The 14,206-nt window shown below is 44.4% G+C and carries 6 protein-coding genes; all 6 read right to left on the bottom strand.

The features are described 5' to 3' along the window. Window positions 1-148: 148 nt before the first annotated feature. Complete coding sequence (locus DW173_RS01165; RefSeq protein ID WP_120143453.1) at window positions 149-2,983, bottom strand: two-component regulator propeller domain-containing protein; 2,835 nt, start codon at window positions 2,981-2,983, stop codon at window positions 149-151. 187 nt (window positions 2,984-3,170) lie between these two features. Beyond that, window positions 3,171-6,326: a glycoside hydrolase family 2 TIM barrel-domain containing protein gene (locus DW173_RS01170; RefSeq protein ID WP_120143509.1), complete on the bottom strand. Its 3,156-nt coding sequence runs from the start codon at window positions 6,324-6,326 to the stop codon at window positions 3,171-3,173. 97 nt (window positions 6,327-6,423) lie between these two features. After that, on the bottom strand, window positions 6,424-7,689 hold the full coding sequence (locus tag DW173_RS01175; RefSeq protein WP_229067690.1) for an alginate lyase family protein: 1,266 nt from the start codon (window positions 7,687-7,689) through the stop codon (window positions 6,424-6,426). A 50-nt stretch (window positions 7,690-7,739) separates the two neighbouring features. Next, entirely contained in the window at window positions 7,740-9,206 is a 1,467-nt protein-coding gene (locus DW173_RS01180; protein WP_004316026.1) for an Ig-like domain-containing protein, read from the bottom strand. Window positions 9,207-9,240: 34 nt separating this feature from the next. Beyond that, window positions 9,241-10,962, bottom strand: a complete 1,722-nt coding sequence (locus DW173_RS01185; protein WP_120143455.1) for a RagB/SusD family nutrient uptake outer membrane protein — start codon at window positions 10,960-10,962, stop codon at window positions 9,241-9,243. A 27-nt stretch (window positions 10,963-10,989) separates the two neighbouring features. After that, complete coding sequence (locus DW173_RS01190) at window positions 10,990-14,199, bottom strand: SusC/RagA family TonB-linked outer membrane protein (RefSeq protein WP_199722802.1); 3,210 nt, start codon at window positions 14,197-14,199, stop codon at window positions 10,990-10,992. Window positions 14,200-14,206 lie beyond the last annotated feature (7 nt).

Consider the following 14,206-nt stretch of genomic DNA (forward strand, 5'->3'; position numbering starts at 1 on the left):
TTAATAGATTACGAGAAAAAGACTAGTAAAAGGAAAATCCACTTGGTGAAGGGAGGTCCTTCACCCTCTAACCCCGATGAATAGGGCGGTGTGAAGGGTGAAAGGGATATGAGTATAAAATAGATTTCAGTGATAATAAGTCGAAAAGTTACTCTTCCTTGGCTGTTCCACCTATACTACGAATATATTCATTCGGAGTGACTCCCGTACTCTTTTTGAATGAGCGGAAGAAAGAAGCACGAGAACTGAAGCCGCAGAGTTCTGCCAGTGCAGTTAATGTATAGCGGGAATATTGACTATCCACCACCATTTTCTTGAATTGAGTGACGCGGTATTCGTTTATAAAATCATAATAAGACTGATTGAGATATTGATTCAAAAGATACGATAATGAATGCGAAGAAGTATCCAGAGCAGAAGCCAGATCGCCCATTTTCAAATCAGGATTAATATATGGCTTTTCTTTCTCCACATAAGCAACCAGTTTCTTATGGAGTTCTTTACATTCTTCTTCAGTCAGCCTGTTGGTTTTATACTTTTCTTCGGTTGCAGCGATAGAAGACTCTTCAGAAATCACTTCCGCTTGTTCTATCGTTTGGTCTTTCTGCTGTGTATTCTCTACGGATACGGAGATTGCCGATGCAGGAGAAGTAAGCAGGCGGCGCATACGATTCCACACATAATATCGTATAAAAGCAATAATGCCTACAACTAATAAAACAGAAAGTGCCCATCCCCACCAAGGTATCATAGGACGTACCGTTACTTGGTAAACAGCTTCCGACTGTTCATTTCCCGGAAGGCGCACACGGAACGTATAAGTTCCGGAAGATAATCCATAATAGGAAACCTCATTCTGCGCAGCCAATAGTTTCCAGTCTTTATCCACTCCTTCCAACTGATATTCGTACAATAGAGCCGAAGGCAGACCATAAGCAAAATCCGTAAAGCAGAAAGTCAGATTATTCTGATTATATTTTAAAGACGGGTTGGTAAAAGAAATGCCATTAGCCAATATATCCGTAAACACAATCGGACGGACTTTACCACGCACTTCATCCACCCGCTTCGGATCGACATAAATCAAACCTTTGGTGTTGCCGAACCATAATATTCCTTTTTCATCTTTATAAGCAGCCCCATTCGTAAAAGTGGGTCCCGGTACTCCATCGTTGAAAGTGAAGGCATCGTACTCTTCTCCTTCTTCCTTTATGCGTAACAATCCATCATTGCAAGCCACCCACAACCAACCCTGGTTATCTTCCACAATCGACATCAGCGAATTGTCAGGAAGCGTAGAAAAGACGGAACGGTTCCGAAAACGATCCATCGTTAAAGTAGAGGTAAACAGACTTCCCTTTTCACGAATAAAATAAAGGTTGTGTCCTGTATCTTCATAAATGGTACGCACCTTATCCCTATGCACAAATCCTTCAGGGAACACATTAGATCGTAAACTTTGAGAAGCAGGATCATATATACACATGCCGGTTTCCGTGGCAATCCATCCTTTGCCGGTAGAGTCAAAACTAACTTCATAAACGTTACCTTCCGGCAATTGGGAATTGGCGCTGGTAAAGTGTTTGATCTGTTTTGCCTGTCTATTATAACAGAACAATCCCTGTGAAGTGCCTATCCAGAGATTTCCTTTTTCATCCGGTCGCACACAAAAGATATGTCCTTTCTGAAATAGCTCTGTATCTCCATCTCCTCCCTGGGCAAAATATTTTAGAGATAACGTCTCCGGATTCAACACCATCATGCCTCCGCCATACGTACCAATATAATATTCGCCTTCATAAAAACAGATAGTCAATATCAAATCCGAAGTCAAAACAGGTTTCACAAAACTCTTTACGACTCCGGTAGCTTCATTTATATAATACAAGCCGTCACGTGAACCGATGACTTTCTCGTGTCCTCTGTTGACAAAAGAACGAATGGAAAGATTGGCAGAGTTAAACAGAGGAGGATAAGCATAAGTTTGGAAAAGACCATTCTGATAAAGTGAGTAGTCCAAACCTGCCTGGAAGTGCCCCACCCAAACAGCACCTCTGTCATCCACCAATAGTGAATAAATGGAATTACTGCGAATACCTTCTTTATCACTTACATCGTGACAAAAACGACGTGCCACTTGTTGGGCTTTATGTGAAAGGAAATGAACGCCATTACCATCTGTTGCAATGTATACTGTCTCCTTTCCATCACTGGATATGTCGGAAATGACATCACAGCCTAAAGACACCGTATGCGAAAAGCTCTTTTTGTTTATATCGAAACGAACTACTCCCTGACTCATTGTACCTAAATAAAGGGTTTCTCCAATACGAGTCAGGCAGCGGAAATAATCGGCCTCGGGAACATTCTCCTGGAAATGCCAGGAATCAATCTTACCATCTTTCAATGAATAAGAGAACAAACCTTGCACTGTAGCCAGCCATAACGCACTTTTATCTTCATTCAGACAGAGATCCATAATTCGATTACAGGCAGCCAGCATATTCCGGTCGGTCAATACTTGGAGCAATTGCCCGTCCTTTTGAATGAACAATCCTTTCTCCGTACCGATATAGAGAATATCTCCATCCGGAAGTAAAGTATTTACAGCAAAATCTATCTTTTCGGGAACAATTCTCTCCAACTGGCCGTTCGCACGATTCAGACGCCAAAGTCCGATACCGTTTCCTACCCAAAGCTGATTGTCGGCTGTTTCCGTGATGCAGTTCACCCGTTTCTTTCTTCCGGAATCCACGCCTCGAAATTCATAATGTCGAACTTTCACACCATCAAAACGATCGAGACAATTATCTGTTCCTAGCCAGACAAAACCTTCCGAGTCTTTATAAATGGCATTCACCAATAACCCGGACAGTCCATCGGACATGACTACATTACGAAATGTATAATTCTGGGCTTGCAGATTTACACCACAAACCAAGTATATGATTAAAAGAATCAGATATTTAATCGTGTTCTTCACTTACAACCGCTTCCTTTCATATTAAACATGTGACAAACATACATAAAAATCTCCAAAAGAGCACATTCCTTTATACAAAAAAATAGTCCCTTCGTATTTGTTATATATGGAAAACAAATACGAAGGGGAGAATTTATTTACTCAATGCTATTGAAGATTTTATCTGCCACTGATTCAAACAATAGCCTTAATCTGAATTCTTTTCTACCAATTCAATCATATAGCTATAAGTATATTTCTTGTCAAGCAAGCGATATTCATTGTGCGGATACATTCCCCAACTATTATCGCCGCCTAATCCACGTTGCTTCAAGTCAACGTGCAGAAAGATATTCTTTTGTGGAACAATGTCGATAGTATGCTGCAATTTACGGGTCAGGCCGGGATCAAGGTCTTCCGGTGAGAAATGCAAAGCGGAAAATGCGATAGGTTGCAAGCCTGTAATTCTCACTCCTTGCCCTTCGCTATCCAATAAGGACAGCCAACGAACATCTGTTTTATTTCCTGTTTCCTGCGGACGTATATACCAATAGAACTGATTTTCAACCTTATCCTCATATCGTCCGATGAAGGAACTCGAATAACGGTCGATATAGTTCTCAAAAGGCCCTCTACCGTAATAGACCAAGTTTTCATAAGGTTGATGCAATTCCATACGCATACCAAAACGGGGAAGTTCGGGAAGTTTCGTTCCTGTCAGGTCGATACTGCCTGTCACAACAATAGCACCATTATTACAGATCAAATATTCCATCATATAAGGAACCTGAATATCATTTAATATCCAATCAATCCTGATGGATAATCCTTTTTCATTCTGTTCGTCTATTGTCACTTTCTTCACATAACGGTTGACATGAGCTGTCCGCCAAACACCTGCCAAAGTGGGCATTTTATTTCCAAAATCATTATCGACTGGAGCACGCCAAAAGGCAGGTTCGGGATATTGCCTGATAGGTTGCTTGCCATTTATCATATAATCAAACAAGATTCCCTTTTTCAAATCAATCTTACCTGAAACGGCACCCGATTGAAAAGACAAAATATTATCTTTCGTTTCATAAGATAGTTTTCCCGAACAAGGCGGAAGCGATGTGAAGAAACTACTTTTATTTAATTGCATCTGCTCTCTAGCTACTTCATAGCGGGCAGGTACTAAATCGGTAGCAACCCGGGTGTGCGCATAGAGATTAAGGAAATACTCATTCCCGTCTTCCGGTATAACAGGAAGAGATAAACGTATCTCTTTCTCTTCGTGAGGTATTAAATCAACGTTGAAATCCCCTGTAGATATTTTTTCTCCGTTTTTGTATATTTCCCATATGAAAGCATACTCATCCAGATTGGTAAAGTCATAACGGTTTTTAATGGAAATAATTCCTTTCCCCAAGTCTTTTGCGCTAAACTGAATGTACTGATACACTTTCTTCACTTCATACGCTTGTGGTTTGGGAATACCATTGGCAGAAATCAAACCGTCAGTTCCCGTGTTTAGTTCCCCTTTCTTATCTTCCAGCCATTTATAGCTACCCATCTTACCATTATACGTCCAATAAGTACGTCCGTCTCTTGGTTCGGTCTTTACCTTAAATCCCTGATCCATAAAATCCCAGATAAAACCGCCTTGCAAGTTAGGGCTGTCATAAATAATATCCCAAAGGTCTTTAAAATTGCCATTACTGTTTCCTTGGGCGTGAGCATACTCACACATGATAAACGGTCGCTGTTTGCCGGACTTCCGATATTCTGTTATTTTCCACATATTGGGATACATCGGACAGACAACATCTGTATTCCAATCCTCCCAAGCCTGCTCGAACTGTACAAAACGACCGGGGTCATATTTCTTCAAGCGCTTATACTCATCGTGGAACACGATTCCATTACCACATTCGTTTCCTAATGACCATCCGATGATACATGGATGATTTTTATCCCTTTCCACCATTCGGGTGATACGGTCGACGTGAGCTGCATACCATTCGGGCCGATAAGCAGGATGCGGGATGGTATCTTTGAAATAAGGAACCGAACCCATTCCATGAGTTTCAATATTGGCTTCATCCACTACATAGATACCATATTGGTCACACAATTGATAGAATAACGGATGATTTGGATAATGGCTGGTACGAATGGCATTCATGTTCAGTTGTTTAATCAGTCGCAAATCATTCATTAAGATTTCGCGGGTCTGCACATGTCCCAACGTATCATTATGCTCGTGACGGTTGACACCTTTTATATAGGTAGGTACACCATTCACTAGTAGCCGTGCATTCTTTATCTCAATGCGGCGGAATCCGACTTTATGAGCCACTACCGTCTGTTGCTTGTCGCCATCGGCTCGAAGTGTCAGGATACAGTCGTAGAGCGAAGGGTGTTCGGCGCTCCATTTCCGCACATTGCGCACAGTGCCTTCGAAAGCAAGTGTAGTACTTATGTCTGAGATACAATATGCTTTCTGCACTGATAAGACAGTCTTCCCCCCTGCGTCCTTCAAATCGAGTGTAAGTGTCCCCTTTTGCAGGGTTGCATTGGTATTGAACGAACGCAAGTCTACAGTAGCCCGGAATTGCCCGTGTCGGTAGGTATCGTCCAGTCCTGCATGCAGAAAGAAATCCCAAATGGTCGTTTGGGGATAAGCGGTCAGGAAAACATCACGTTCGATACCGCTTAGACGCCAAAAATCCTGGTCTTCCATATAGCTGCCATCGTGCCAGCGATACACCTGTACAGCAAGTAAGTTCTCTCCTTTTTTCAAATAGTTTGTCACATTAAATTCTGCCGGAGTCTTGGATGCTTTAGTCATCCCCACCTGCTGCCCGTTCACATAGATACGGGCGTAGCCGCTGATGGAACCGAAGTGCAACAACACTTCACGCCCCTGCCAGTTTTGAGGAACCGTAAATGTGCGCCGGTAAGTCCCCACAGGATTATCAACGTCGATATAAGGTGGATTGGGTGAAAACACATACTGAATGTTGCGGATTATCGGCTCACCGAATCCTTGGATTTCCCAGTTGGAAGGGACAATAATTGTATCCCAATCATTGTCGGATAAATCTGTACGATAAAAATCTCTTATGCTTTCTGCGATAGAGGGAGCATAAACAAATTTCCACGTACCATTCAACGAGTATTGCCAAGGCGATTTTTGGGGATTATCGTTCACTGCATCATCTGCGCGCTCGTAGAGGCGAAAGTCAGCGTGTGGTTTCTCTTTGTTCCACTCATATTGGGTGGGATTTTCCCACTCGTTGTTTTGCGCCTTTGCCGTTGGGGACAAACCACAAAAAAGACAGGAAAGGAATAATAAGGTAGAAAATAATCTATTTATCATAAGATAAAGGGTTGTAAGGGTTTCCATTGAGTAACGTCAAGGAGTTAAGAAGCCTAACCTCTTAACTCCTTGAAATCAGTAGGAAAATCTCAAAAAGTTATTCTTCAGTATACAATAATGTTCCAAACCCCAAATCACCGGCTTCGGCAGTACCACGCTCGCCATATCCTTCGGGGCGTTCTTTTTCAGCAAAAGCTTGCGAATATGGAGCATTCATACCTTTCACCTTGGCGTAATGGTTGTAAAGGAGTTCCCATCCCGGACGGGCACGCCCCTTACCGTCGGCCGACACCTTCTCGTGCCAACCGTATTTAGGGTGATAGTAAGGTTCGAAAGGCATTTCCACATCTTCGGCCGAAGTTAAGTTATACTTAGCCGTATATTCGCAGAGGTCGAGAATGATGTTGTCGTTGTAGGCAAAAAGGTCGATGCCCATGTTATAAGCTGTACGACAGAAGTAAGCGTGTAAGCCTACGTTGAGAGTAGCATGCCCCTGGTCGCGTCCCATCTCCTGGCTCTGTGCCAAATGTCTGCCTTTCACTTTTCCCGCAGGATCCTCGTGCATGCCTTTCACCGACCATTCGATACAGCCCATACCTTTTCCGTGATAGAAAAACTCCAAAGCTTGTTTAATCTTGGCATCGTCGTCATTCAGCACGCCGATAGAAAGAATGGTGAGCATGGCGGGCAAATCCCAACTCATCCAGCCCGAAATGGCTGAAGAATTAAAGTGGTTATCCAAGAAATCATCACAGATGGGATAGAAAGTTTTATCTATCCATTTCTTGAAGACTTCAAAATCTTCGGTTTTCCAACCTTCGTAATCCCGCATCAATTCAGCGGGAGCAGCAAACTGGTATCCGATAAATCCGGCGGCAAGCAGACGATGGCTGTCATCGGGCCATGTTTTATAATTCACCCCCTTACAAGTCTTAGCCCATCCGTTCAGAATTTTAACAGCTGCCTTGGCATAATCTTCATCTCCCGAAATTTTCCAGCGTACAGCCAACTGATAAGCGGCACCGGCATCGAAAGCGGCCGTATTGAAGTTGCCGCCTTGCGAGTGACGTACAATTTCTTCTTGCGGGTTTGCGTTGTAGCTCAGTTGGGCAAATCGGCTTTCGCACAATTTTTCCCAACCGCTAATCCAAGGTTCGGCACGTTCGTTCACTTTGCGGCGTGCGCGTTCAAAGTCGGCTTCGGTGTTCACCAGACAAGGATGCTTGATGGTGTACTCATAATTTTCATTGGGGTTGATTTCGCGTTGCCATGGTTCGGGAGTTCCGTTCTCGAACTCAGCACTACAGCTGGTCAGCAACACAAGCGTTACGCTGCCCACGAAGGTATAAATAAGATTTTTCATACATTCAATTTTCATTTTGTTATTCAATCAGTTTCCAGAGAAAGTAGATGCTATTGTTTACCACTTTCGTTCTTTATCAAATCTTTCAGTTCTTGTTCCGATTCGAAAGTCTTTATCCAATCCACATAGATGCTGCCTGTTTCATTGGCTTCATACCAGATTTTCCAAAATTGAAGTTCTACCGTGTCGTACTTCGTCAATGAGGTAGGCATATACTGTTGATTTTTGCCAAGGAATTTCTTCGTGAAGTCGGCGTAGAATACTTTGTATTCACCGCAATCTACCACAGTCATGGCATTTTTTCCTTTATCGGTATCTTCGCCATATTTACCGGCTACGGTAATGCCGCTTCCGCCCCAAATATCTAGATACCACTCTATACTTGTCGATGCTTCGAACACATTTTCGGGGAATTTCATTTTAAAGGCCAAGATGGGATAGTTGGTTACGTTGAACCCAAAACCGCCGTTGCGACAAATGCGGACAGCTTTGTAAGTCTTATCTTCACCGGGGAAAATACGAAGTACTCCGTCATTCTCCATCCATTCAAATTCCCGGTGAGTAAAGTTTCCGAATGGCTGCCAGATGTTCTCGACAGTAAACTGGTCGTTCATTAAACCTTCGCTCACGTTGACACTCATCGTAGCTTTGACAGGTTTACCGTCACCATAGTCGGCCAAAGCGGTAATTACTGCATTGCCATAAGCCTTCGCCACGAACCGGCCTTTTTCGTCAATCTCTACAACATCCGGCTTACTGCTTTCCCATACGATGTACGAAAGCGTAGCATCTATCGGCGTTACATTCATCTGCGGAGTGTAGGTTTCACCCAAAGCCAGTTTGTCTGCTTCTTTCACAAATTCCATACTTTCGATATAGATAATGGGCTTCACCTTAATTTCAAACTCTTTCGTGAAATGTTTGTCGTCGGTAGCAGTAACTTGGATGCGTGCCTTTCCTTCAGCTATGCCCTTCACCTCGCCTTTTTCATTGACAGTGGCTTTATCGGGAGTAAGGCTTTTCCAAATCAACCCGGGGTAAGTGGGGTCGGCCGGGGAAGTCTGCCAAGTGAGGGGCAAAGTTGAGGTTACAAACACTTCGAGGTCTTCGTTAGTGAGATTGATATCAGTGATGTGAATAATTTCGTTTACTACCTTCACATTAATGGTCGAAGTGGCAGAATAACCCACAGCCGGCTTGGCCGAAATTACCGTACTACCGGCCTTCACTGCCGTGATGCGTCCTTCGGCATCTACGGTAGCCACATCGGGCACAGTCGATTTCCATACCACCTCTTTGTTGAAAGCCTCATCAGGACCTACGGTATATTTTATCAAAGTGTCAGTGCCTATCAGCAGAGGCAGTTCGGGGGTCACTTCAAGGTTGATTTCCTTAACGAGCACTCTCTCTTCTAAAACAGGGGATACATCGTCATCGTTGCACGAAACGGTCATCATTAAGCCAGCCGTCATCAGTGCTGCAAACGCACCCTTTTGAAGTATATTTTTGTATGTCATAATTCGATTACTTTATAAATGAATAATGAATGGATTATTGGTTCCAACCCGGATTTTGTTTCAAGTTGGAGTTCAGTTTGAGCTGGTCGGTGGGCAGCGGCAATAAGTAATGCTTTTCGTGCCAGTTGCGTCCTTTCTCGTGGATAATGCAACCTTCACCATCTTTCTCCTTAAAGGAAGCATCAGGCCATCTGTTTTCAAAATCGGTACCTTTCCACTTCACACCGGTGAGATTCATCGGCATTTCGTCTTCGGCCGTTTTCCAACGCTTCAGATCATCAATGCGGAAATTCTCATCGAAAAATTCGATGGTACGCTCACGACGAATCTCTGTGCGCATATCCAAATTATTTGCCGTAACAAAGTCGTTAGTCAAGTCAGGCATTTCGGGGTTGATGCGTTTGCGTGTCAAGTTCAAACTGATGGCTAAGTCTTCATCCGATATTTGTCCATCGCGTTCAAACACGGCTTCGGCATAGTTCAGCAGCACCTCGGCATAGCGGATGATGGGGAAATCGTAAGCTTCCATACCGGTAGGCACTCCGTCGCGTTCGCTACACCACTTGTGGGGAAAGTAGCCTGTACCCGTTTGAGGTATGAAGTTCCTATGCGAGGCATTGGCTATTTCGGCAGCATTGCCGCTCCAATCGATGCGTCCGCCGTTTGTACCCCAGTAAGTTTGTCCGGGCACCATAAGCTGATTGTTCATGCGGTTGTCGCGATTTTTATATTCATCATCCACTTTCGTGTAATTCCACGTTTGGGGATTGATGGGCAATCCATTGCTTTGCAGATACATATTAGCCATTTTGCGAGTAACGTACAAGGCATTGCCCAAACGCCCTTGGGTGATGTTGAAGCCGATAGAATTGATAACAGGGTCGTGGCGGCGGGTAAAGATATACTCTTTATTACCTGTTTTATTGATACTGGCAGGGTTCGACTTTTCATTCTCCAAGATAAAGAGATATTTGTAAGCTTCCGTACCCAATTCTTGAGGAGCAAAAAGTTCGAATGCTCCACCCGCCATTACATCATGAGCCGCCTGTGCTGCGGTATTGAGCAAATCTTTTGTACGTTCGGTATTTTGACCGCCATTATGGAATTTCTCCCATGTACCTTCATAGAGGGCTACACGCGAAAGAAATGCCAAAGCGGCTTCGCTGGAGAGGCGGCCTTCATCGCTGCTGCTGATAGCCTTATCGACGGGTAATAGTTTAGCGGCTTCTTTCAAGTCGTCAATGATGAAGTCAGCTACCTCGGTACGCGGATTACGGGCCTTCTGCATCTCAGGCGAGTCGATGTCGAGCGGCGTGCGGGTAATGATAAGGTCACCATAAGCCTGCAACAACTCAAAGTAACAATAAGCACGGAAGAAACGGGCTTCCCCCACCGAAATGGCGATGTCGGCTTGTTGTTCATACGCATCGGCTTGTTGCAATAAAGTATTGGTTTGACGAATACGATTGTAATTGTCGGTATAATGCTTGTCAGATGACGGAATACTGTTTGTTCCGTTGCTATAGATGTTCACCGTGCTACCGGCAAACAAGTCCGAGCGAATATCAGCGTGCTGACTGTCGTCGAGCCATCGAAAGTCGGCCGACCAGCCGTAGAACTGGGTGGCAAAAAGTTTGAAGTGTTCGGGCGACTTCCAATAGTTGGTATCCGCCAATTGTGTCTTGGGCTCAAGGTCTAAACACGACTGCATGGTCATGGCGCAAATGATTCCTAAAATATATGCTATTTTTTTCATTGTTATCTTCAATATTAAGAATAAAAATTAGAATGTGGCATTCACACCGAAAGTCACGGTGCGGTTAAACGGATAGCGTTGCTTGTTTTCCACTTTGCGGGTGGCTTCGGGATCCCAACCATCGGTGATATATGATTTTTCCCACAAGTCGGCGCCCGATACATAAATACGCAGGTTGCTGATGAAACCGCTCTTATTCATCCATGCCTTTGGCAATGTATAACCTAGTACAATCTCTTTGAGACGCAGGTATGCTCCATTATCGGCCGACCAGGTAGAGGGAATGTAGTTATAGTTATTGATGTCATTACTGTTTGAATAAGTAGGAAAATGGTTGTTAGGAGTTTCAGGACTCCATACATTACCTACCGACTGGTTGGTAGTGTTCAGCCAAATAGCTTTGAAAGGCACTTTCCAAGAGTCAATTTCACGATAGATGGTACGCTTGCCCACACCTTGGAACACGGTATTGAAATCGAATCCTTTCCACTCGCATCCGAAATTAAACGAGAACGAATATTTGGGGTCGTCGGAACCAAGAAATACAAGGTCGTCTTGTGTCAGTTTACCATCTTTGTTCACATCTTCATACATGTGGTCGCCCAAACGCAAGTTGGCAGGCAGGGCGATAGAGTTGCTGCCCACATATTTGTCCACATAATAGTCCAGTTGGTCTTGGTTTTGTACCTTGCCCACATAGCGGTAACCAAATACCGAGTTGAGTGGGTAGCCATTCACGGCTTCGTTATAACCTGCACTCACCACGATGTTACCTCCATCGACTAGTTTGTTGGTCATATAGGTTAACGTACCGCCAACATGGTAGTTGAAACTGCCTATCTTGTCACGCCAAGTCAAGCTGGCATCGTAACCATTGGCTTCAAACTTACCGCTATTAGTGCTGGGAGCAGTTCCACCCAGGACACCGGGGTGCAGACGCGAAACCAGCATATTATCGTTTTTCTTTTTAAAGACCTCGAACGTACCCGTAAGGCGATTGTTGAGGAATCCGAAGTCAATACCCAAGTTATAGTTGTAGATACGTTCCCAAGTACGCACGGTGCTCACCAGTCCGGCAGATTCCACATAGGTTCCCTTCGAGTTGCCCAACAAAGCGCCGCTGTTCGATTTGTAGTTGTAAAGTTGGATGCCGTCATAGCGTCCGATACCATTTTGGTTACCTACCTCACCATATGAGGCACGTAGTTTCAGTTCATTCACATAGTCACGCAAGTTCTCCATGAATTTTTCTTCAGTGATACGCCATCCGGCTGATGCGCCCCAGAAGAAGTTCCAGCGATTCTTGGGCAAAAATTTCGAAGAGCCGTCGTAACGAGCATTCACTTCGACCATATATCTCGACTTGTAGTTATAATTCAAGCGACCGAAATAAGAAAGAATGGCTTCCTCCCAACGGTCTACTTTGTCTATGTAGATTTGTCCTTTACCGTTAAGCGATTCGATTGCCGCTTCCACGTCCATTGCTTTGGTGCCGCTATAATCGTAAGCGGCATAGTCGTATTGCACACCTCCCATAAGCGATATGTCATGAACCTCATCAAATAATTTCTTATAAGTGAGGAAAGCTGATGCCGTGTAATTGTCGGTACGCGCAGAACTTTTAGTATACGATGATTTTTCTTTTGCGGGATAGGGAGAGTTCTCATTCAGAATCGGAGTGCCGTCGTATTGATACCAATCAACCGAAAGATATTGTTCGTCACGGGCCGCATTGTTCGTTGAGTATCCCAAAGTTCCCTGAAAATCAAGACCATCCAAAATGTTCACTTTCAAAATCTCGTTCACATTCATTGTGGTCACCACAAGTTTGTTGTCACCACCCAATTCGGCCGACCAGTTGGGGGTATGAATGCCTCCCCACGCATACGGTTTGCCATCAATAGTCGAAACCGGTAGCCCTGGCTGCGGTATGCTGCTACCCAATATACTACCAATCTGTGTAGGAGCCACTTGATGCTGACGACTAGCTGACATGTTGGTTTCCAAGCTGATACGGTTGTTTATCTTGAAACTGTTGAATAAACGTACATTATAGCGTTCGTTCGAGTTGTTCCCCCATTGCAGCGTCCCTTGGTCGTTCAAATACCCCAACGAAAGTCGGTAGGTCGATTTTTCCGAACCTCCGCTTACGCTGAGGTTATGCTGGGTAGAAGTGGCGTTTCCCCACAGCACATCAGTCCAGTTCATATCGTGAAACACAAAGTCGGCCACACCACGGAATCCTCCCGGAATGGGATCTTCATCGGGATTGTTTCCACCATGCAGATTAATCCAACTCCCCTTCATCGCTTTAGCCAAACGGGCATAGCGCACCCAGTTGTCGTCTTCTCCATAGCCATCATTCAAACGGGCTTGGAGCACACCGTCCGTCCATTCGTCCATGCTCATCATGCGGGGTTGCAAACCTACAATTTTACGTGTAACCGAACCGCTATATTCCACTCTGGTTTTGCCGGCATCGGGACGTTTGGTAGTTACCAAAATCACACCACCCGCTGCTTTTGCGCCATAAATAGCAGCCGAAGCATCTTTCAGGAAGTTAATGGTTTCGATGTCGTCGGCATTGAGTTGAGCCATCTCGCTCACACCACTGGCTGGTACACCGTCAATAATCAAAAGAGGTTCTACCTTGTTCTTTGAGACAGAGCCACGGATTGAGACACCCCATCCTTCTTCGCCGGGAGCAGCCGACGAGCGGGTGATGCGTAAGCCCGGAACCTGACCTTGCATAGCCGAGAGCGGATTGGCCACTGTACCTTTGTCCTTAAAAAGTTTTTGGTCGACCACTGTTACCGAGCCTGTCAACGATTCTTTTTTCTGAGTACCATAACCTACCACAACAACTTCATCCAGCACCTCTGTATCTTCGTGCATGATAATTTTAGCCAGATTCGTCCCTTTTACAGAAACTTCCAACGTCTTATAACCAATAAAAGAAATCACCAACGTACCACCTGATACATTATTCAAAGTAAAGTTTCCATCCATATCCGTTATCGTACCATTGGTAGTGCCTTTCACTTTGACATTGGCACCAATAACAGGTTCGCCATAGGAATCCACGATTTTACCTTTGATTGCCCCAGTCTGCGAAACAGCCTGCACTTCTCCCACATTGGCAAATACCGCCTGCGGAGCACCTGTTACAAGGGCAGAGGCCATCACCGTAGAGAATAGAAATCTTCTCGATGAGAATCTGAAGAGATTTTTTTTCATATACATA

The sequence above is a fragment of the Bacteroides sp. AM16-13 genome, assembly GCF_003602705.1.
In the GTDB taxonomy this organism is placed as follows: domain Bacteria; phylum Bacteroidota; class Bacteroidia; order Bacteroidales; family Bacteroidaceae; genus Bacteroides; species Bacteroides xylanisolvens.

Coding starts and splice junctions, on each gene's coding strand:
- DW173_RS01170 (WP_120143509.1), bottom strand. CDS start 6,326: ATGATAAATAGATTATTTTCTACCTTATTATTCCTTTCCTGTCTTTTT.
- DW173_RS01175 (WP_229067690.1), bottom strand. CDS start 7,689: ATGAAAAATCTTATTTATACCTTCGTGGGCAGCGTAACGCTTGTGTTG.
- DW173_RS01180 (WP_004316026.1), bottom strand. CDS start 9,206: ATGACATACAAAAATATACTTCAAAAGGGTGCGTTTGCAGCACTGATG.
- DW173_RS01185 (WP_120143455.1), bottom strand. CDS start 10,962: ATGAAAAAAATAGCATATATTTTAGGAATCATTTGCGCCATGACCATG.
- DW173_RS01190 (WP_199722802.1), bottom strand. CDS start 14,199: ATGAAAAAAAATCTCTTCAGATTCTCATCGAGAAGATTTCTATTCTCT.